The 20935-nt window shown below is 68.4% G+C and carries 17 protein-coding genes and 2 tRNA genes; 15 read left to right on the top strand and 4 right to left on the bottom strand.

The genetic code is table 11. The features are described from left to right. Positions 1-26: 26 nt before the first annotated feature. The 4 genes from IPG05_05495 (at position 27) to IPG05_05480 (ending at position 3979) form a co-directional block, all read left to right on the top strand. Positions 27-935: a ChaN family lipoprotein gene (locus tag IPG05_05495; GenBank protein MBK6494538.1), complete on the top strand. Its 909-nt coding sequence runs from the start codon at positions 27-29 to the stop codon at positions 933-935. Between the two features lie 114 nt (positions 936-1049). Beyond that, positions 1050-1122 (top strand) — tRNA-Lys (locus IPG05_05490). Positions 1123-1286: 164 nt separating this feature from the next. Further along, positions 1287-2144: a branched-chain-amino-acid transaminase gene (ilvE, locus tag IPG05_05485; GenBank protein MBK6494537.1), complete on the top strand. Its 858-nt coding sequence runs from the start codon at positions 1287-1289 to the stop codon at positions 2142-2144. Positions 2145-2284: 140 nt separating this feature from the next. Then, entirely contained in the window at positions 2285-3979 is a 1695-nt protein-coding gene (locus tag IPG05_05480; protein ID MBK6494536.1) for a LysM peptidoglycan-binding domain-containing protein, read from the top strand. Positions 3980-4054: 75 nt separating this feature from the next. Here IPG05_05480 and IPG05_05475 read toward each other — a convergent pair whose 3' ends face one another. The 3 genes from IPG05_05475 to IPG05_05465 are packed head-to-tail and all read right to left on the bottom strand — an operon-like array spanning position 4055 to position 6257. Beyond that, complete coding sequence (locus IPG05_05475; protein MBK6494535.1) at positions 4055-4690, bottom strand: transglycosylase SLT domain-containing protein; 636 nt, start codon at positions 4688-4690, stop codon at positions 4055-4057. Next, the gene (gene moaC / locus IPG05_05470; GenBank protein MBK6494534.1) at positions 4687-5193 is read right to left on the bottom strand and encodes a cyclic pyranopterin monophosphate synthase MoaC; all 507 of its coding nucleotides are present in this window, start codon (positions 5191-5193) and stop codon (positions 4687-4689) included. Before moaC ends, IPG05_05475 begins: the two co-directional genes overlap by 4 nt. Then, positions 5190-6257 (bottom strand): hypothetical protein, encoded by a 1068-nt coding sequence (locus tag IPG05_05465; protein ID MBK6494533.1) that lies wholly within the window; start codon positions 6255-6257, stop codon positions 5190-5192. Before IPG05_05465 ends, moaC begins: the two co-directional genes overlap by 4 nt. A 526-nt stretch (positions 6258-6783) precedes the next feature. On the opposite strand from IPG05_05465, the gene IPG05_05460 reads away from it, so the two are divergent. The 7 genes from IPG05_05460 to IPG05_05430 all read left to right on the top strand — a co-directional run bounded on the left by IPG05_05460 (position 6784) and on the right by IPG05_05430 (position 13682). Further along, positions 6784-6856, top strand: a tRNA-Asn gene (locus IPG05_05460). 405 nt (positions 6857-7261) lie between these two features. Continuing rightward, positions 7262-8800, top strand: a complete 1539-nt coding sequence (locus IPG05_05455) for a hypothetical protein (GenBank protein MBK6494532.1) — start codon at positions 7262-7264, stop codon at positions 8798-8800. A 198-nt stretch (positions 8801-8998) separates the two neighbouring features. Continuing rightward, the gene (gene rpsN / locus IPG05_05450) at positions 8999-9304 is read left to right on the top strand and encodes a 30S ribosomal protein S14 (protein ID MBK6494531.1); all 306 of its coding nucleotides are present in this window, start codon (positions 8999-9001) and stop codon (positions 9302-9304) included. A gap of 18 nt (positions 9305-9322) precedes the next feature. Then, positions 9323-9481, top strand: a complete 159-nt coding sequence (gene rpmG, locus IPG05_05445; protein ID MBK6494530.1) for a 50S ribosomal protein L33 — start codon at positions 9323-9325, stop codon at positions 9479-9481. 116 nt (positions 9482-9597) lie between these two features. Then, complete coding sequence (locus tag IPG05_05440; GenBank protein ID MBK6494529.1) at positions 9598-10956, top strand: aminopeptidase P family protein; 1359 nt, start codon at positions 9598-9600, stop codon at positions 10954-10956. Next, positions 10956-12353, top strand: coding sequence for an aspartate aminotransferase family protein (locus IPG05_05435; protein MBK6494528.1), 1398 nt, complete (start codon positions 10956-10958; stop codon positions 12351-12353). The genes IPG05_05440 and IPG05_05435 overlap by 1 nt, the downstream gene beginning before the upstream one ends. A 51-nt stretch (positions 12354-12404) precedes the next feature. Further along, positions 12405-13682, top strand: a complete 1278-nt coding sequence (locus IPG05_05430; GenBank protein ID MBK6494527.1) for a M20/M25/M40 family metallo-hydrolase — start codon at positions 12405-12407, stop codon at positions 13680-13682. Positions 13683-13684: 2 nt separating this feature from the next. On the opposite strand, the gene uvrA is transcribed toward IPG05_05430, so the two are convergent. Beyond that, positions 13685-16468, bottom strand: a complete 2784-nt coding sequence (gene uvrA / locus IPG05_05425; protein ID MBK6494526.1) for an excinuclease ABC subunit UvrA — start codon at positions 16466-16468, stop codon at positions 13685-13687. 144 nt (positions 16469-16612) lie between these two features. On the opposite strand from uvrA, the gene IPG05_05420 reads away from it, so the two are divergent. The 4 genes from IPG05_05420 to IPG05_05405 all read left to right on the top strand — a co-directional run bounded on the left by IPG05_05420 (position 16613) and on the right by IPG05_05405 (position 20924). Continuing rightward, positions 16613-17674: a flippase-like domain-containing protein gene (locus IPG05_05420; protein ID MBK6494525.1), complete on the top strand. Its 1062-nt coding sequence runs from the start codon at positions 16613-16615 to the stop codon at positions 17672-17674. A gap of 5 nt (positions 17675-17679) precedes the next feature. Continuing rightward, positions 17680-19461 (top strand): ABC transporter ATP-binding protein, encoded by a 1782-nt coding sequence (locus IPG05_05415; protein ID MBK6494524.1) that lies wholly within the window; start codon positions 17680-17682, stop codon positions 19459-19461. Positions 19462-19565: 104 nt separating this feature from the next. Next, a complete protein-coding gene (locus IPG05_05410) occupies positions 19566-20156 on the top strand; it encodes an FHA domain-containing protein (protein MBK6494523.1) in 591 nt (196 codons plus the stop codon). Continuing rightward, positions 20157-20924, top strand: a complete 768-nt coding sequence (locus IPG05_05405; GenBank protein MBK6494522.1) for a Stp1/IreP family PP2C-type Ser/Thr phosphatase — start codon at positions 20157-20159, stop codon at positions 20922-20924. Positions 20925-20935: the final 11 nt, after the last annotated feature.

Below are 20935 nucleotides of genomic sequence, written 5' to 3'. Positions count from 1 at the left end.
CCACAAGGCCCCGCTATTCTCCCGCGATGCTGACACTTCTCCTTGCCCTCGCCGTGACCGCGCCGGCCGACACGATTCCGGCGCTCTGGACCCCGCACCGGGTCTATGATGCGAAGCACAAGCGTTACGCCGACCTCGAGCAGATGGCTGCGGAGGCCGCGTCGAGCGACGTGATCTTCTTCGGCGAGCAGCACGACGACGGCAACGCGCACCGCCTGGAGCGGAGCCTGCTGGAAGCGGTCTCGCGCCGCCGCAGCGACGTCATCGTCTCGCTCGAGATGTTCGAGCGCGACGTGCAGGGGCTGCTCGACGACTACCTCGCCGGCAAGATCGACGAGCCGACCTTCCTGAAGACGGCGCGTCCATGGCCGAACTACAACGCCGACTATCGTCCGCTGGTGGAGTTTGCCAAGGCGAAGGGGTGGCGCGTGATCGCGGCGAATGTGCCGCGCCCCATCGCGAGTGCCGTCTCGAAGCAGGGCCTCGCGGCTGCCATCGGCGCGCTGCCCGACTCGAGCCGTCGCTGGGCCGCCGCCGACTTCGGCTGCCCCAAGGACGACTACTTCGAGCGCTTCGGCCAGTCGATGGGCGGCCATGGTCCGAGCACGCCGGAGGGGATGATGCGCTTCTACGAGGCGCAGTGCGTCAAGGACGAGACGATGGCGGAGTCGATCGTCCGCGCGCGCTCGGCCGGCGGCTCGCCGCTGGTGATCCACATGAACGGTGCCTTCCACTCCGACTATCGCGATGGCACCGCCGAGCGCGTGGCGCGTCGCGGCGTGAAGAAGATCACGGTCCTCTCGGCAATCCCGGTGCCGAATCTCGACACCATCGAGCCGAAGGCCGAGCGGAAGAAGGGCGAGTGGCTGTTCTTCACGCTGCGAGTGCCGAAGGAGCCGGCGGCGGCCGCGCCGGCCGCGCCGACGGCGAAGTAGGGTCGCCTGCCGCACCACCAAGGATGACGCGATGCCCTGCGACCCCGTGCCGCAGGGTTTTGCGTTTGGCAGTGTCGCGATGACCCTGGGGCGGCCCTATCTTTCCCGGGTTGGGGGGGTGTAGCTCAGCTGGTAGAGCATCCGGCTTTTAACCGGCAGGTCGTGGGTTCGAAACCCACCGCCCCCACTTTGGGATCTTCCCGTCCGCCACGTTTCGATGCTGGAGTGACCAGTAACCAGTAACCAGTGACCAGGAGGTCACAAGTCGGTGCGGTTCCCTGGTCACGGGTCACTGGTCACACTTCGCTGTTCGCTGTTCGCTGTTTTCCTCCAACCAGGCGACACCCCTCGATGGCCACCACGATCTGGATCGATGGACAGTACTACGATCGCGACACCGCCAAGGTCTCGGTCTTCGACCACGGCCTTCTCTACGGCGACGGTGTCTTCGAGGGGATCCGCGCCTATGATGGGAAGATCTTCCGCCTGCGTGAACATCTTGAGCGGCTCTACGATTCGGCCAAGTCCATTGCGCTGACGATCCCGATGACGATCGACGAGATGACCGCGATGACCGAGGAGGCATTGCGGCGCTCGGAAATCGGCAATGCCTACCTGCGTCACATCGTGACCCGTGGTGTCGGCGACCTCGGCCTCGATCCGCGCAACTGCCCGAAGCCGACGGTGGTGCTGATCGTTGACACGATCAAGCTCTTCAAGTCGGACGTGGTGTCGCGCGGCCTCACGGTGGTCACCGCCGGGACGCCGATTCCCAATCGCGAGGCGCTCTCGCCGCGCGTCAAGTCGCTCAACTATCTCGCGCACATTATGGCGAAGCTCGAGGGGATCAACGCCGGCGCCGATGAAGTGATCATGCTCGAGGCGGGCGGCACCGTCGCCGAAGGGTCGGGGCAGAATCTCTTCATCATCAAGAAGGGTGTGCTCAAGACGACGCCAGCCTGGGCCGGCATCCTGCAGGGCGTGACGCGCGACGCGGTGCTCGAGTTGGCCCACGCGATGGCGATGCCGGTGCAGGAGACGATGCTCAATCGGTACGACATCTACACCGCCGATGAGGCCTTCTTCACCGGAACCGCGAGTGAACTGGTCGCGATTCGCACGGTCGACAACCGCCAGATTGGCACGACCTGGCCGGGCACCGACACCAAGCGGTTGCAGGAGGCGTTTGCGGCGCTCGTGCGGGCCTAGAGTCCCGCACTGCAACGCAACCTTGGCCCTCGGTCGCGCGTCCTATTACAGATGGGGTCGCGCGACCGATGCTTTATGGTTGTCGAGGGGCGCGCCCCGCCGTACCTTTGCTGGATTGCCCCCTCGTCGGAGGATTCCCGATGCGCCATGCCCTGCTCGTTGCTGTTGCGCTGACCGGCACCGGATGTGCCCGTGCTGCCGTCGAGTCGCGTCCCGCGAGCAGTCCGGCCATCACCCCCGAGCAAACGCCGGTCGTTGCGCCCGCACCGGTTCCGGCCACGCCGGTCACGACGCCGGCCACGATCGCCCGACGCGACCTCAAGGTGGCGCGTGATTCCGCCGCCGATGCCGCCGCACTCGATTCCCTGCAGGTGGCAGTCCCCGACTCCCTCCCCGAACTGAATCTCGACACGCCGACCTTCGACTTGAACGTCGCGGCGTACGCCGAGCATCCGCGGGTGCAGTACTACGTCGACTACTTCAGTCGCCGTGGCCGCGAGCGCTTCCAGATCTGGCTCGATCGGATGCCGCGCTTCGAGACGCTGGCGCGCGATCGCCTGAGCGAGCGTGGCTTGCCTGGCGACCTCGTCTACCTCGCACTGATCGAATCGGGTTTCTCCTCCTCGGCCGTGAGCCGGGCCAAGGCTGTCGGGATGTGGCAGTTCATGCCGGCGACCGGCAAGGGCTATGGCCTCCGGATCGATGGCTGGGTGGATGAACGCCGGGACCCGATCAAGGCGACCGACGCCGCGGCGCGCCACCTGCGCGATCTCACCGAGCGCTTCGGGTCGTATTACCTCGCCGCCGCCGCGTACAACGCCGGCGCGGGCAAGGTGGGCCGCTCGCTGGACCGGATGGGTGCCACGATGGGGCAGGGGGACGAGCCGCTCGACCTGAGCAGCGACGATGCCTTCTTCTCGCTCGCCGACACGCGGCTGATCGTGCAGGAGACCCGCGACTATGTGCCGAAGCTGATCGCGGCGGCGCTGATCGCGAAGTCGCCGACGCGCTACGGCTTCGAGGCGCCCGATCCGATCGAGCCGTTCCCGCTCGATTCCGTGATCCTCAGCGGCGGCACCGGGCTCGACCTGATCGCCCGTCTCGCCGATGTCTCGCTCGAGTCGATGCGCGAGCTGAACCCGCACCTCCTCCGCTTGGTGACGCCGCCGGGCGAGTCGTATGCCGTGCGCGTGCCGGCGGGTTCCGCCGAGATCGTGCGGGCGCGATACGCCGACGTGCCGGTCGCCGAGCGCTCAGCGGTGACGATGCACAAGGTGAAGGCGGGGGAGACGGTCGCCACCGTCGCCAAGAAGTATGGCGTCACGGCGGAGCTGGTCCGCTCGGCGAATCGCCTCTCGACACGGTCACGGGTCAAGAGCGGCGCGACGCTCTTCATTCCCGTCTCGCGGACGCTGCCAGCCTCGGTCTTCCGCGCGCCGGAGCCGATCGTCACTGCAGCGGGTACCACGCGGACGCACATCGTCCGGAAGGGTGAGACGTTGAGCGGCATCGCGAAGCGCTACGGCGTTTCGGTGGCGTCGTTGCGCTCGACCAACCGGCTCTCGACGAAGTCGATGGTGCGGAGCGGGCAGAAGCTGCTGGTGCGGCGGAGTGGCGGGACCTCGTCGTCGGCCGCACGCCGGACCACGACGACGGCTCCGCGGTCCACGGTCGCTGCCACACGGTCCACGACTCGCACGCATGTCGTCAAGTCGGGTGAGACGATCGGTGGCATCGCGAGCCGCTACGGCGTCGGACAGTCGGCGTTGCTGCGGGCCAACGGCCTGAGCCAGCGCAGCACGATCAAGGTGGGGCAGAAGATCCGCCTCCCGTAGCAGCTGCCAGGGCAACGCAGAACGGGCCGGACTCTCGCGAGTCCGGCCCGTTCTGATTGGCGGTGCCGCCGTGGATCAGGACTTCTTCTTGACCCGCGCCAACACGGCGTTCGAGTACTTGCCGACGATCTCCTCGCCCATCTCCTGCTGGGCGGCGACGAGCGTCGGGCCCTTGTTGTACGCTTCGAGGGCGAGCGGGACGTCGTTGTCGAACCGCTTCATCAAATCCTTCAGGTAGCGGAAGCCGATCCGCAGGTTGGTGTCGCGGTTCATCAGGTCGCTGTGGTCGAGCTTCGGATCGTAGGCCCGCGCGGTCCGCAACTGCAGCTGCGTGAGGCCGACGGCGGCCTGACCGCTCTGGGCGGTCGTCTTGAACTCGCTCTCCAGACGCACCAACTCGAAGCCGACGCCGGGCTGGATGCCCTCGGCGACGGCGTTGTCATAGATCGCCGCGGAGAGATCCGCGGGAATTCCATAGCGGCCCGAGAACTCGAGCACCTGGTGGGCGCGTTCAAGTTCCTTGCGCGTTGCCTTCAGCTGGCCCTGCAGGGTCATCATCGTGGACGCACTGTCCGACGCAGTGTCTTCCGCCACGAGTGGTGTCACCAGCGTGTCACGCCCTGCAATGGCATTCGATGCCGCACCCAATCCCAGCAGGGCGAGGGCACCGACGCCAAGGACGGTTGTCTGCGCTACGAGTCGCTTGATCATGTGTGCATTCCTCCTTTCAGGTCCATCGAGTCGGGAGCGTGCCAGTCACCGCGCGCACCCCCGGCCTTCTCCAACAACCGGATCTGTTCGATCCGGGCCCCACGGTCGGCCGCCTTGATCATGTCATACACGGTCAGGGCAGCGACACTCACGGCCACGAGGGCCTCCATCTCGATCCCGGTGCGGGCGGTGGCCGTCGCCGTGGCGACAATCCGCACGCCGGGCCACTCGGGCACCAGCTCGGTGCTCACGGTCACCCGGTCCAGCGGCACCGGATGGCAGAGCGGAATCAGCGCCGCCGTCTGCTTGGCACCCATCACGCCGGCCACTTCGGCCACCGTGAGGACATCGCCCTTGGTGGCCGTGGCATCGCGCACCAGCGCGAAGGCCGCCGCGCTCATCAGGACATTCCCTTCGGCGACGGCGATGCGGCGGGTGATCGCCTTCTCGCCCACGTCCACCATCCGGGCCCGTCCCTGCGCATCCAGGTGCGTCAGGCTCATGCCGCCTCCAGCATCGCGAGCTCGTCGGCCAGCACGGCCAGCAGGAGCTGCGGATTCACGTTGCCCTGCGCCTGCTCCCGGGCTGCCATTACCCGCTCCACGCCGGCGAGCTTCGCGGTCGGGTCGCTCATCGCCGCTCGGCCCGGCCCGGTCAGGGCGCTGCGGGCCTGTGCAGCGAGCGTCTCGGCCAGCGCATCGAGCAGGGCGGTGAAGTCACCGCGCGCCTGCCAGGGCGCCTGTCGCAACGCGCGTTCGGTGGCCCATTCCGGACCCTTGGCCACGAGGTCGAGGAACTCCTGCGCCGCCCTGAGGGCCTTGGCGCGGGAGTCGTCGCCCGTCATCAGCGCCAGCCCGATCGAGCCGCGAGCCGCCATCACTACCTCAGTGGTCGCCAGGTCCGGCTTCTGTTCGGCCAGGAACGAGCGGACCTCCGCATCATCGAGCCGACCGAGTCGAAGCGGCACCGCTCGCGACCGAATCGTCGGGAGGACCAAGCCGGGCTCGGCGGTCGTCAGGACGAAGAGGGTCCGGGCCGGCGGTTCCTCGAGCAGCTTCAGCAGCGCGTTGGCTGCCTCGGGACTCGACTCCTGCGGAACCAGCCGTTCGGCGCGTCCGATGATGAAGACTCGCCAGCCACCCTCGGCGGCCGTGAGGCTCGCCCGACGCTGAACCAATCGTGCCGACGCAATCCCGTGCGAGGCCATGCCATCGGGGGCGCCCCAGAGCGGCTGCGTGCGCCGCTCCGCGATCACCGCGCCGAGCATCTCGGCGGTCTCGTCGATCTGCTTCTCCTGCTCGCCGGCCTTGGGCCGCGGGGTCGGTACGAACCAATGGACGTCCGGGTGCGCCAGCCCCAACACGCGGAGGCAGCCGCTGCACTGGCCGCACGGCTCGCCGGCCGGGGCGCTGCACATCAACCGCTGGGCGACCCACAACGCGAAACGCTGCTTGCCGACACCCTGCGGCCCCGTCAGGAGGACCACCTGGGGGAGGGCATCGGACGCGATGGCCCGGAGGACATCGAGTCGAGCGGTGTTGTGACCGGCCAGCGGGGTCAAAGACATGGTGCGGAAGGTAGTCAGCGGACGGCAAAACGGTAGTGCTAAAAATGGCGTAACAGTATTTTCCACAACGACTTACGCCGTTGGGTGGAGGCCACAAATCGGCCACTTCGGCGCACCTGACCGCTCAGGTGCAAGAGTGAGTGCTCGCATTTGAATTGCAAGTGTGAGTGTTCGCTCATTTCGACTTCTAAGTTGTTTGAGGGCAACGATTCTCGAGGGGTGGCCGGAAATAGGGCCAGATCGGCGGGTTGACTGCCGGAACGGCGGAAGAAGCAGGATGATGGATGATGGATGGTGGATGATGGATGGTGGATGGTGGCAGGGGCCCTGGGGGGATTGTCATCCTGAGCGGAGCGGCGGCGAAGCCGACGCGTAGTCGAAGGACCTCAGACGGTGCCGAGGATCCCCCTCGCCCCAATCCATCGTCCATCATCCATCATCCATCATCCCGCGTTCTTTCTCTTGCCGCTTTCCCCGCCATTCGCTACTTTGCCGTCCCGTCGAAGCACCATCTTGGCGGTCACAGTCCCGAGTAGCTCAGTTGGTAGAGCAGCTGACTGTTAATCAGCGGGTCGGGGGTTCAAGTCCCTCCTCGGGAGCTCCAGACGGGCCCACTTCGGTGGGTCCGTCTTTTTCCGTTTCGAGAAGCGAGAAGCGAGGGGCGAGGAGCGAGGGCTGAGGTTTGGCGGGTCCGGCACTGGGGGGCCGGGCGAGCGGGTTCCGTTCTCGTCGAGCCCTCTCCTCCGCCGGATGTGCCGATTGCGGCGCCCTGTAGGGGCGCGGCCTGCCGCGCCCGAAAGGGCGCCGCGGCGAAGACGATCGGAACACGCGAGACCGGAGCTCCCAGGTCGGGCCCGCGGGGCAGCAATCCCAACGACGTCGCACGCCGGCTGCGCCGGCGCCGCGCATTGACATGCGCGGCTGGGGGCATCCTCGCGGGCCCCGCCGCCCATCGGGGCCCCCACCTCTCGACACCCGCCCCCTCCTCCGATACTCTCCACACCATGACCCTCCGACCAGCATCCCGCCTCGCGCCCTTTCTGGCCGCGACGCTCGTCCTCCTCGGCGCCTGCCGCGGCACCTTCGAGCCCGATGTCACGGGCCCGATCACCCCGCCGCCACCGCCCGCCGTCGTGCCCAACATCCCGTTCCGGGTCGGCGCGTTCGGGCCGGACTTCGCCACCGGCGTGGTCGTCGACGGCTTCAACAGCGCGATCGTCGTCGGCTACTTCCAGGGGTCCGTCGACTTCGATCCATCGAGCAGCGCCGTCGTGCGGAACGCGATCGGGCCCGCTGATGGCGCGGTCGCGAAGTACCGCGACGACGGTTCGCTGGCGTGGGCCGCCAATTTCGGCGGCACCGGCGCCGACCTGCCCTCAGACATCGGCCTCACGGCCGATGGTGGCGTCGTCGTGACGGGCACGATCACCAGTGGCACGCTGTGCAGCGGCCGCCCTGTCACCATGGTCGGCGCGCGCGACGCATTCCTGATGAAGCTCTCCGCCACGGGGACCTGCATCTGGGCCATCGCGATCGGCGGGGCGAGCGATGTCGATGAGGGCCGTGACGTCTTCGTCGAGCCCAACGGCGACATCCTCGTCACCGGCGCATTCGCCGGTACGGTCGACTTCGACCAGAGTGCGGGCGCGGCGTTGCTCACCTCGCGCGGCGGCACGGATGCCTACGTCGCGCGCTACTCGAGTGACGGCCTCTTCAAGCAGGTGGCGCAGTTCGGCGGCCTCGACAACGACGCGGGCTCAGCGCTGACCCGCACCGCCACCGGAGACGTGATCGTCGGCGGCGAGTTCACCGGCACCGCGACCTTCGGCAACGGCGGCTCGCCACTGCTGCTGATCTCGGCCGGCGAAAGCGATTTCTTCCTGGCCCAGCTCGCGCCCTCGCTCGGCGTGCAGTGGGCGGTGCGCGGCGGCGGCAGTGGCGCGGAATACCTCTCGCACAACAGCCTTTTGATTGAACCGGGCGGCACCTTGGTGGTCGCGGGGATGTTCTCCGGCACCGCCGATCTCGATGGCGGCGCCGGCAGCGCACTCTTCGTCTCGCAAGGCGGCACCGACGTTTTCCTGGCGCGCTTCGGCGTGGCGGGGCAGTACGTCGGCTCCGGCCGACGCTTCGGCGGAGCAGGGAGCGACGGCGTGCAGGGACTGCTGGTCGACGCGGAGAACAACTTCTACCTCTCCGGCTGGTTCTCGGAGAGCGTCGATTTCGATCCGGGCGCCGGCGTCACCCTCAAGACCGCCCTCGGGACCAGTGGGGCCGCCGATGCCTATCTCCTTGCGGTCACTCCGGCAGGGGACCTCCGGTGGGTCAATACCCTCGGCGCCGCGGTCGGTGGTGACGCCAACGTCTCGGTCGGCTCGGGAATGGGGCTGACCAGCGACGGTGCCCTCTGGGCCGTGGGCCGCTTCTTCGGCCGCGCCGACCTCGACCCGGGGACCGAGACGGTCCTCGCCCAGAGCCTGGGTGACGCCGAGCAGTTCGTCGTTCGGGTCGAGCGGGCCACCGGCGCCCTCCGCCGGGACTGAGGCCGGTCGGGCCCCTCCCGGGCACCCTGTCCGGGGGGACCCCTTCCCTAAAGCCCACTCCACCCCCATTTTAGGGGGCTGATTACGGATCCAGCCACGGTGGGGCGGCGCCCCGCCCGTCGGTTGGGTGTTGTCGGGAGGCTCCCGGCAGCAGCACCAGAACGGTACGCGGGGCGCCCCGCAGGAGTCAGAGGGACCATGGCGAAGACCAGCTGGATCGAGCGCAACGAGAAGCGGAAGACGCTCACCGCACGGCACCGCGAGCAGCGGACCAAGCTCAAGGCCGTCATCCGGTCGTTGACCGCGAACGAGGCCGAGAAGGACGCCGCGATGCGCAAGTTGCAGGCGCTGCCGCGCAACTCGTCGCCGGTCCGCATCAAGAACCGGTGCCAGGTGTCGGGCCGTGCGCACGCCTTCGTGCGTCGCTTCGGGCTGTCGCGCATTGCATTCCGTGAGATGGCGCTCGAGGGGAAGATCCCCGGCGTCCGCAAGGCCTCCTGGTAAGGCCGAGGAGACGACACCATGGCGAAGAAGGGACGTGTGCAGGTCAAGCTCCGCAGCAGCGAGAGCGCCTACATGTACGTGACGACCAAGAACCCGAAGAAGCACCCTGAGCGCATGGAGCTGCGGAAGTACGATCCGATGCTCAAGCGCCACGCGAACTTCAAGGAAGAGAAGTAGTCGTCGCTGCACTGTGGATGTGAAGCAACTGGACGGGCCGCCGAGTTGATGTAGACTTCGGCGGCCCGTCGTGCGTTCGGGCTGGTCCCCCCAATCCCCATCCGAGGTTCCCCGCGATGCGCTCCTCCCTTGTCGGCCGGCTGCTGCCCGTCCTCGCCCTGACCGCAGCCACCCCGCTGACCGCCCAGATCAGCTCGCCGGGGGGCCCCGTGCCGGTCGAGCTGCTCCAGAAGCGCCGCGCCGCCTTCCTGGCGACGATGCCGAAGGGGGTCGCGGTCATCGAGTCGAGCAAGATCAAGAGCATCGATCGGGGGGAGTACCCGCAGGACGCCGACTATCGCGAGAACGCCAACTTCTTCTACTTCACCGGCGTCGAGAGCCCCGGCGGTCGGCTCGTCTTCATCCAGCCCGACTCGGGGAGCGCGCAGGGAAGCATGACGCTCTACCTCCCCGCGCCGCCGGCGGTGCGCGATGCGTGGAGCGCCGCGCGCGTGTATGCCGACACGATGGCGATGCGTGTCACCGGCCTCCCGATGGCTTCGATCAAGCCGCTGCCGACCCCGGTGCGCGCGCCCCGTGCCGCGGGCGCCCCGATCCCGACCACGCCGCCCGATGCCTTTGCCCCGACGGTCGACTCGCTCCTCGGCGCGACCGGCCTGACGCGCATCAATGAACGGCGCACCCTCGCGCCGCTGCGCTGGGTCAAGGATGCGGACGAGATCCGCCGGCTGCGGCTCGCGTCCTCAATCACCGCCGAGGCGCACAGCGCGGCGATGCAGCAGAGCCGCCCCGGGATGTGGGAGTACGAGATCGAGGGGATCGTCGAATACACCTTCCGTCGGCGTGGCGCCGAGCGCGTCGGCTATCCGAGCATCGTCGGCTCGGGGCCGAACAGCACCATCCTGCACTACGACATTTCGCGTCGGCAGAGCAAGCCGGGCGAAGTGGTCCTGATCGATGCCGCCGCCGAGTTCGGCTACTACAGCACCGACCTGACGCGCACCTTCCCGATCGACGGGAAGTTCACGCCGCGGCAGAAGGCGGTGTACGAACTGGTCCTCGGCGCGCAGCAGGCAGCGCTCGACTCGGTGAAGCCGGGAATGACGCTGGCGCGGCTGGAGCAGATCGCGCGCGGCTGGATGAAGGAGCATTCGGGGACGGTCTGTGACCCGACCCTTACCTGCGAGAACCGCAAGTTCTTCAACCACGGGATGTCGCATCCGGTCGGGCTTGATGTGCACGACCTCAATCCGCAGTTCGCCGCGTTGCAGCCGGGCGTCACGTTCACGATCGAGCCCGGGATCTATCTCCCCGAGGAGTCGCTCGGCGTGCGGATCGAGGACGTCGTCCTGGTGACCGACAGCGGCTACGAGATCCTCACCAAGGGCGCCCCACGCACCGTCGCCGACATCGAGAAGCTGATGGCGCAGGGCCGCCGGGGTGTGGCCGCGCCGGCACCTGCTCGGAAGCCCTGATGCAACCGGAGGAATTCCGCCGGCACGGCCACGCGATCGTCGACTGGCTGGCGGATTACCTCCGCGACATCGAGCAGCAGCGCATCGTCCCCGACGTCACGCCGGGGGCGTTGCGCCGCGCGTTGCCGACCGCCGCCCCCGAAGACGGCGAGCCGTTCGACCAGATCCTCGAGGACTTCCGCACGCAGATCGTCCCGGGGATGACCCACTGGGGCCACCCGGGATGGTTCGCCTTCTTCCCGTCCAACGCCTCGCCGCCATCGATCCTCGGCGAGTTCCTCACCGCCGGCCTCGCGGCGCAGTGCATGAGCTGGGTCACCTCGCCCGCCGCGACCGAACTCGAACAGGTGGTGATGGCGTGGTACCGGCAGCTGCTCGGCTTGCCCGACGGCTTCACCGGCGTGATCCAGGATACGGCGTCGGCGTCGACGCTGGTGGCGTTCCTCACGGCCCGCCAGCGTGCAGCGGCCGACCTCTCGCGCTGCACCGCGTACTGGTCGAGCGAGGCCCACTCGTCGGTGGCGAAGGCGGCGCGCCTCACCGGACTCGCGGAGTCGCAGTGCCGGATGGTGCCGGTCGACGCCGACTTCGCGATGCGCGCCGATGCACTCGAGGCGATGATGGCGGATGATGTGGCCGCCGGGTTGGTCCCACTGATTGTCACGGCCACGATGGGGACGACCTCGTCGACCGCCTGCGATCCGCTCCGCGCCATCGGCGAGGTGGCCCAGCGGCACGGCGCCTGGTATCACATCGACGCGGCGTATGGTGGGTCGGCGGCCATCGTCCCCGAGTTCCGTCCGTTGCTCGATGGTGTCGAGCTCGCCGACTCGATGGTCACCAACCCGCACAAGTGGCTGATGACCAACTTCGACTGCAGCGCCTATTTCGTGCGCGACGTCGACGGCCTGCTGGAGACCTTCGCGACGGCACCGGCCTACCTGCGCACGCGACACGATGCCGACGTGGTCAACTACCGCGACTGGGGCATTCCGCTCGGCCGTCGTTTCCGGGCGCTCAAGCTCTGGTTCGTGCTGCGCAGCTACGGCGCCGAGGCGCTGCGGGCGATGATCCGGACGCACATCGCCTTGGGCCATGACCTCGCCGCGTGGGTCGATGCCACGCCGGACTGGGAACGCCTCGCCCCGGCTCCGCTTGGCCTCGTCGTGGTGCGGCATGTCCCGCGGGCACTGGCCGGCGACGAGGCGGCGCTCACCGCCCACAACGCGCAGATCGTCGCGCGCGTCAACGCCATCGGCACGGTGCAGGTGACGCAGACGACGCTCGGCGGACAGTATGCGATCCGCGTGGCCATCGGCGCGTTCCGGACCGAGGAAAGGCATGTGAGAGAGGTGTGGCGGGTGATGCAGGAAGCAGGGATGATGGATGGTCGATGATCGATGATCGATGATCGATGATCGAGTGCACCTCACATTACGGGAGTACCCATGCGTCGCCGAAGCTTCCTCTACCTCCTCACGCTGATCGGCAACACCGCGCTCTCCGCGCAGGTCGCTCGTCCGGCGACCTCCTGGAACCCGGCGCTGATGCAGCGCGCCGACATCAAGGCGGCGATGGCGCAGCTGGACCGCGGCTTTCCGGCGCAGGTGGAGGAGTGGATCGCGCTGACACAGATGCCGGCGCTGTCGCGTCACGAGGAAGTGCGCGGCGCGTATGTCCGCAAGGTGATGACAGCGGAGGGACTGGAGGTTCGCACGGATTCGATCGGCAACGTGACCGGCGTCCGTCGGGGGCGCGGCGGCGGCCCCACGGTGGTGATCGCGGTGCACATGGATGTGGTGCACGATCCGACAGTGGTCGGCACCGTGCGCCGGATGGGTGACACGCTGTTTGCCCCCGGTGTCTTCGACAACACCGCTGGTGTCGCGAACATGCTGGCCATGATCCGTGCAATGAACGCGGCGAAGGTCGTGACCCGCGGCGACCTCATCTTCGTGGCGACCGTGCAGGAAGAGATCGGCCTGAAGGGGATGGAATACTGGCTCCAGCACAACCCGCGGCCCGACCTGCTGATCGCCATCGACGGTGGCCTCGGCCCGGTGAACTATGGCGCACTCGGCATCTACTGGACCCGCTATGTCTACACCTCGCCCGGCTCGCACACGCTCTTCTCGCGCGGGCGCCCGACGCCGGTGAAGGCGATGGCCGCCGCGATTCGCGACCTGTACGCCCTCGAGTTCGGGCCGCTCCCCGATGGTGCCGTCATCAACGTCGGCCAGGTGCATGGCGGCGTGATCTACAACGGGATTCCGCAGGAGATGGCGTTCACGGTCGACCTCCGCTCGCCCGATCCAGTGCTCCTCGATTCCCTCGACCGGCGGATCGAGCGGATCGCCCGGGAAGCGGCCACGAAGGAAGGGGTCGGATTCCGGGTGGAGGCCGAGGTGCGGAACGGGGCAGGGGGGACCGCGGCGATGCTCGCGGGCGCCCGCGCGCATCCACTGGTGCAGACCGCGATCGACGTCCACCATGCCTTGGGCATCACGATGGCGATGCCGGGAGCCGAGGAGGCGATCCCGACGGGCAGCACCGATGCCAACATGGGCGTGGTCCGGAAGATCCCAAGCATCTCGATCGGGCGGGCCGCTGGCACCGGGCAACACACGCTGGCGGAATCGGCGCAGTGGCCGAGCGCCTTGCCGGCGACGAAGATGGCGATGCTGCTGGTGGTGACGATGGCCGACGTGGCGCGCGCCGTGCCCTGAGCTCAGCTCTCGACGAGGACGTCCTTCAGATAGCGCCCCGTGATGCTCCCCTTGGTCTCTGCGACCTCTTCGGGCGTGCCCATCGCGACGACGCGGCCGCCAGCGGGTCCGGCCTCGGGGCCGAGATCGATGACCCAGTCGGCGCGCTTGATCACATCGAGGTGGTGTTCGATGACCACCACGGTGTGGCCGGCGTCGACCAGCTTGTCGAGCACGGCGATCAACACGCGCACGTCCTCCAGATGGAGGCCGGTGGTCGGTTCGTCGAGGAGATAGAGCTTCCGACCGCCGCGCTTCTGCGCGGCGAGCAGCTCGCGCGCGATCTTGAGTCGCTGCGCCTCGCCGCCGGAGAGGGTCGTGGCGGGCTGCCCGAGGCGGAGGTAGCCCAGGCCGACCTGCTGCAGCTGCCAGAGCGCCGCGCCGAGCTTGGGCTGATGGCGGAAGCGCAGCATCGCCTCGTCGACCGACCAGTCAAGGACATCCCGCACCGACATCCCCTGGATCTTGACCTCGAGCACCTCGCGCTTGAAGCGCGCCCCGTTGCAGACCTCGCACGGCACGAAGACATCGGCGAGGAAGACCATCTCGACCTGCACCTGCCCGGCGCCGTCACACGCTTCGCATCGACCGCCGGCGAGGTTGAAGGAGAAGGTTGCCGGCGTGTACTTCCGTTGCCGTGACAGCGGTTGCGAGGCGAAGAGTTCGCGCACTTCGTCCCACGCCTTGATGTAGGTCACCGGATTCGAGCGTGGCGACCTGCCGATCGGGCTCTGATCCACCAATACCACGTCGCTCAGCAGTTCCCAGCCAGTCATCGCGTCGACCTCGCCCACCGCCTCGCCGAGGTGGAGCTTGGCCGAGTGCTCACCGCTGAGGCGCCGTTCGAGCTGTCGGTGCAGGACGTCGTAGGCGAGCGTGCTCTTGCCAGAGCCGGAGACGCCGGTGATCACCGTCAGCGTCCCGAGCGGAATCTTCGCGTCGATCCCCTGCAGGTTGTGGAGCCGGGCGCCCTTGATCTCGAGCCAGCGGGGGCCGAGGTCGCGTCGGGCACTCGGGATGCCGATTCGCCGGGTGCCGTGGAGGTATGCCGCCGTGAGCGTGTCCTTCGCCTCGTCGACCGGGCCGCTGTGCACCAGGTAGCCGCCCTTCTCCCCGGCACCGGGTCCGAGCTCGATCATGTGATCGGCGCCGCGAATAGCGGCCGGATCGTGTTCGACCACCACCAGCGTGTTGCCGAGGTCGCGCAGGCGGCGCAGGAGGCCGAGGAGGCGGTCGGTGTCGCGCGGATGGAGGCCGATCGACGGCTCGTCCAGGACGTAGAGGGCATCGACAAGGCGCGAGCCGAGCGCATTCGAGAGCGCGATCCGTTGCGCCTCGCCGCCGGAGAGTGTCCGGGTCTGCCGATCGAAGGTGAGGTAGCCGAGGCCGACATCGCGGAGGTAATCGACCCGCGCCATCACCTCGATCATCACCAGGTCGGCCACGATGCGCGCCGTTTCGCCGAGTTCGAGGCCGGCAAGCCACGTGGCAAGATCGTCGACGGTGAGGGTGGTGACGTCGGCGATCGATCGGCCATTGAGCTTGACCGCGAGCGCCTCCGGGCGCAGTCGGGCGCCACCGCAGCTGGTGCAGGTCTTGGCGAGTTGGTACTGCCGCAGGAAGACCCGGATGTACTGCTTGTAGCGCTTCTCTTCCAATCCCACGAGAAAGGGGAAGATCCCCTGATACCGACCGCTCTTGCCGTGCAGCAGCACCTCACGGATGTCGGCGGGGAGAGACTCCCACGGTGCATCGGCCGAGGCGCCGAGCTTCTTGGCGGTGCTTACCAGCAGCGAGCGACGCGCTTCGTAGCGCGGCTTGGTCCACGGGTCGATCGCGCCATCGCGCAGCGAACGCGTCGGGTCGGGAACGACTAGCGAGAGGTCGTACTCCAGCGTGGCGCCGAAGCCGTTGCAGGTGGGGCAGGCGCCGCGCGGATTGTTGAACGAGAAGAGGGCGGGCGAGACCGTGGTGCCCGGCGTGTCGCAGAGGCTGCACGACGGAAATTCGGTGAAGCGGCGCCGCGACCCGTCGCGCAATGCCAGCGCGACGCCCTCCCCCTCGGCAAACGCCATCGACAGCGCCTCGGCGAAGCGGCCGCGCTGCGCCTCGGTGGCCACGAGCCGATCGACGATCACGAGCACTTCGTCGGCAGTGGTGAGGTCGAGCGTGGCCGGGAGCTCGTCGAGATGGTGCGTAGTGCCGTCGACCTCGAGGCGGAGGAAGCCGAGCGCACGAAGATTGTCGACGGTGACCGCCTGCGCGCGACGACTCCCCGGCGGCAACGGGAAGGCGATGCGCAACCGGCCCTCACCGTCGGCGAGGATGGTGGTGGCGGCGGACTGCGGCGTGTCGCGGGCGACCGGGCCGCCACAGGCGACGCAGCGCGGCTCGCCGATGCGCGCCCAGAGGAGGCGGAGGTAGTCGTACACCTCCGTCGCCGTTCCAACCGTGGAACGCGAGGACATCGCCGGCGCGCGTTGCTCGATGGCGACGGCCGGGGCGATCCCCTCGATCCGGTCGACCAGCGGCTTCGGCATCCGGTCGAGGAACTGCTTGGCGTACGTGGAGAGCGACTCGATGTAGCGCCGCTGTCCCTCGGCATACAGCGTGTCGAAGGCGAGCGAGCTCTTGCCACACCCCGACGGGCCGGTGACCACGGTCAGCGCGCGGCGCGGGATCTCGACCGTGATCCCCTTCAGGTTGTGTTGGCGCGCGTTGATGACGCGAATGACGGGGCGAGGCACGGGGGAAAGGTAAGGGGTGCGGAGAGTGACCCGTGACCCGTGACCCGGGGTCGGTCGCTCCGCCGGGTTACAGGTCACGGGTTACTGGTCACGGCCTGACGGTCCCTCGCCCAATCCCCGATCCGCTCTTAGTTTTGGACCCCAATGGCCTCCCTGCTCACCCCCACCACCCTGCGACGCGGCTTCGGGTTGTTCGTCGCGGTCTCCGTGGTCAGCTACGTCGGCGTCCTCGTCTATGGCAACGATGCGTCGTCGTTCCTGCCGTCGCTGGCGCGCCTCCATTGGGGGTGGGTGCTGGTTGGGGCCGGGCTCGCGTCACTCGACTGGATCGGCGGCGGCCTCCGCCTCTGGATCCTCACCCGAGAGATCCATCCGAATCCCTCGCTCCCCGGGATGATGATCGCCGGCGGGATGGGGGCGTGGGGATCGTACGTCACGCCGTTGCAGGCGGGCTCCTCGCCGATGACGGTCTACTCGATGAAGCGGACGGGCGTCCCGGTGCCGAAGGCGATCACCGCGACGATCATGTCGTTCATCGCAACGGTCGTCTTCTTCGCCATCGGTGGCCCGCTCGCGCTCGCCTTCGGTGCCGGCAAGGCCCTCGGGACGCGCGGCGATGTCCTCGGTCTGTCGCTGCTGGACCTGTTCAAGGGGAGCATGGGGATCTTCGCGATCCTCGGCGTGCTGCTGATCACGGTGATGGTGGCGCCGAAGTTCATGTCGCGGGGCATTCACAAATTGGCCGAGGCCCTCGGTCGACGGAGCAGCCGGGTCGGAGCGCGGCTCGAGGGACTGCGCGCCGGAATCGATCAGGCGAGCGAGAGCATGAGTGCCTTCAACACCCCGCGCGGGTGGATCGCGCTCGGCTGGGCGACGCTGATCTCCGGGCCGAGCCATGCGAACAAGCTGCTGGCCGGGTACGTCGCGCTCCGCGCGGTGGGGATCGAGGCCAACTTCGTCGATGTCCTGCTGGTGCAGACGCTGATCACCTTCCTGCTCTACTTCGCCCCGACGCCTGGGGCGAGCGGCGTGGCGGAAGTCCTCTCGGCGGCGGTGATGAGCGTGTACGTGCCCCGCGGCATGGTGCCCGTCTACACGATCGTCTGGCGCTGCATCCTCTCGTGGTTCACCATCGCTTTCGGCTTCGTGGTCTTCTCCGGCTGGGTCCGCAAGGGCCTCAAGGGCATCGAGGTCGAGTCGCCGTGAGCGCGGTGGCGACGGATGATGTCGCCGCCAGCGGAGGCGATCGCGGGTTGGGCCGCCGCCTGCTGGCCTACGTGCGGCCGTATCGACTTGGCGTCGCCGGGGCCGTCGCGCTGCTGCTGCTCGAAGCCGGGCTGGCCCTGGTGGGCCCCCTCCTCACCCAGCGCGCCATCGACGTGGCCATTCCGGCCCGCGACGCCGATCTCCTGCTTCGACTTGGCCTCTGGTTCCTGGCGGCGCTGCTCCTCTCCTTTGTGGCCGAGTACGCGCAGACGGTGCTGACCGCGTGGGTCGGGCAGCGCGTGATGTCGGATTTGCGCCGGCAGATCTTTGAGCGGCTGCAGCGTCTCTCGATCCCATTCTTCGATCGTCAGCCGGTGGGCCGTCTGGTGACGCGCGTCACCTCCGACGTTGAGACGCTCAACGAGCTCTTCTCGTCGGGTGTGGTGACCGTGATCGGCGACCTCGCCACGCTGCTCGCCATCAGCGCGATGATGCTCGCGATCGACTGGCGCCTGGCGCTGGTGGCGTTCGCGGTCCTGCCGGCGATGGGGCTGGTCGTCGCGATCTTCCGGCGCGCGATGCGCGAGGCGTTCCGCGACATCCGCGGTGCCGTCGCCCGGATGAACGGCGACCTGCAGGAGTATCTCTCCGGCGTGCGCGTGGTGCAGCTCTTCCATCGCGAGGCGGCGGTCGGGTCGGCCTTCGATGCGGTCAACCGCGCGCATCGCGACGCGCAGCTGCGCTCGATCACCCTCTACGCCCTCTTCTTTCCCGTCGTCGAAGTGCTCACCGCGGCGGCCGTCGCGCTGCTGCTCTGGTACGGCGGGTTGCAGCATCTCGGGGGCACGCTCACCGTCGGCGTGCTGGCGGCGTTCATCCAGTTGGTGCGCCGGTTCTTCCAGCCGCTGCAGGACCTCGCCGAGAAGTTCAACCTGCTGCAGAGCGCGATGGCGAGCGGTGAACGGATCTTCCGATTGCTGGACACCCCGATCGAGGTGCCGGAGCCGAGCGCGCCCGTCGCCTTGCCGCTCCCGGCGCGCGGCGAGGTCGTGTTCGAGGATGTCTGGTTCCGCTACGCCGACGACGCGCCGTGGGCGCTCCGCGGGGTGTCGTTCCGTGCCGCGCCGGGGGAGACGGTCGCGCTGGTCGGTCACACCGGGGCGGGGAAGAGCACCGTCCTCTCCCTGCTCCTCAGATTCTATGCGCCGACGCGTGGCCGGATCCTGGTCGACGGGGTCGACCTGGCGTCCCTGGCCCACGACGACCTCCGCGGGCGGATCGGTCTGGTGCCGCAGGATCTCTTCCTCTTCCGGGGCGACCTCTCCCGGAACCTGGTGCTGGATCGGGCCATCCCCCAGGCGCAGCTGGACCGGGCGCTGGCTGCCGTCGGGGCCGACGCGCTGATCGAGCGCCTCCCCGGGGGGCTCGCGCACCAGCTGAGCGAACGGGGGCGGTCGCTGTCGGTCGGGGAGCGGCAGATCCTCTCCTTTGCCCGGGCCCTCGCCGGCGAGCCCACGATCCTCCTGCTGGACGAGGCGACCTCCGCGGTGGACCCGGAGTCGGAGACCCGGCTCCAACGCGCCCTGGGCCGCCTCAGGGCCGGCAGAACCGCCCTCGTGGTGGCCCATCGCCTCGGCACCATCGTCGATGCCGACCGGATCCTCGTCTTTCACCACGGGGAACTGCTCGAGACCGGCAGTCATCGGGAGTTGCTGCGGCAGGGCGGCCTCTACGAGCGACTGGTCCGGCTGCAAGGCGGGGAGCCACGCCGGGCCGTCGGCGCCTGAATTCGCTTGCCCCCGGGCCATCTCGACGGATAGCTTTCCCGGTCACCTTTCGTCCCATGTCACCGACGGAGTCTCCCCTGATCGGACCGCACTCGAGCGACCCGATGTCCGCCGCCGCGACCCTGCCATTCGGCGGGGTGTCGGCGCAGGAGGGGCCGCTGCTGGCGGTGCTGATCCTGCGGGGCGGTGGGAGCGGGGCGGGGCACATCACCGTGCGGCAGCCGACGGTCCGAATCGGGCGCGAGGCGGGGAACGATGTGGTGCTCTCGGCCGTCAGCCTGAGCGCCACGCACGCCGAGTTGCGGCTGCGTGGTGGCGTCTGGACGCTGACGGATCTCGGCTCGATGCACGGCAGCTGGGTCGATGGGGAGCCGGTCTACGGCGCGGTGCCGTTGGGCCCCGGCTCGACGATTCGGCTCGGCGAGGTCGAAGCGATCTTCTCGCCGAAGGATCGCTGGGAAGATTCGCCCAGCTCCCTGATCGTCGAAGCGGCGCCACTGGACCCCACGCCCGGCCCGCCGTTGCCGGACACGGCGCCCGCGGTCGTGGTGCGGCCGCCGCGGGCCCGCTTTCTTGATGACGATGTCCCGACTTTCGTGCTCCCGGACACCAGCCGACGTCCCGGACCCTTGCTCTTCATTGCGATCGCGCTGGGCATTGCCGCGGTCGCCTACTTCCTCCGCCAGGTTTCCTGAATGCGCTTCTCCTGCGCCGCGCGCACCGATGTCGGAGTGGTCCGATCCGGCAACGAGGACATGTATCTGATGGCGGCCGAGCGTGGGCTCTTCATCGTCGCCGACGGGATGGGTGGCCACGCCGCAGGCGAAGTCGCCAGCGAGATGGCGACCCAGCTGATCGCGCAGGAATTCCGGCCCGTCCGCGGGATGAGCGACGACGAGTTGATGGCCCAGATGGTCGGTGCGATTCGCGCCTCGAACGCGGCGATCTTCCAACGGACGATGTCGGAGCACGACAAGCGGGGGATGGGCACGACGACGACCGTCCTGTCCCTGCTGCCCCGCCGCTACCTGATCGGGCAGGTCGGGGACTCGCGCGCCTACCTGCTGCGCGGCACCGTGCTCTCGCAGCTGACCAAGGACCACAGCTACGTGCAGGAACAGGTGGACGCCGGGCGCCTCTCGCCGGAAGAGGCCCGGGTCCACCCGTATGCCAACGTGATCACGCGCTGCGTCGGCTCCAGCGGCGACGTCGTCCCCGATCTCTATCTCGGCACGCTCGAAGTCGGCGATTTGATCCTGCTCGCATCGGATGGGCTCACCGGCATGCTCGAAGATGAGCAGGTGCGCGACGTGCTGACGATGGATGGCGACCTGGAGCAGATGGTGGATCGGTTGATTGCCGACGCGAATCGCCGCGGCGGGCTCGACAACATCACCGTCATCCTGATCAAGATCGAGGAAGTGTCGCCGCCGACCGGCGAAATTCCCGCGCTTCGGGCGTAGCGACATCGATG

Source organism: Gemmatimonadota bacterium (assembly GCA_016704275.1).
Classification (GTDB): Bacteria; Gemmatimonadota; Gemmatimonadetes; order Gemmatimonadales; family GWC2-71-9; genus Palsa-1233.
This window is presented reverse-complemented; position numbering and strand designations above follow the sequence as displayed.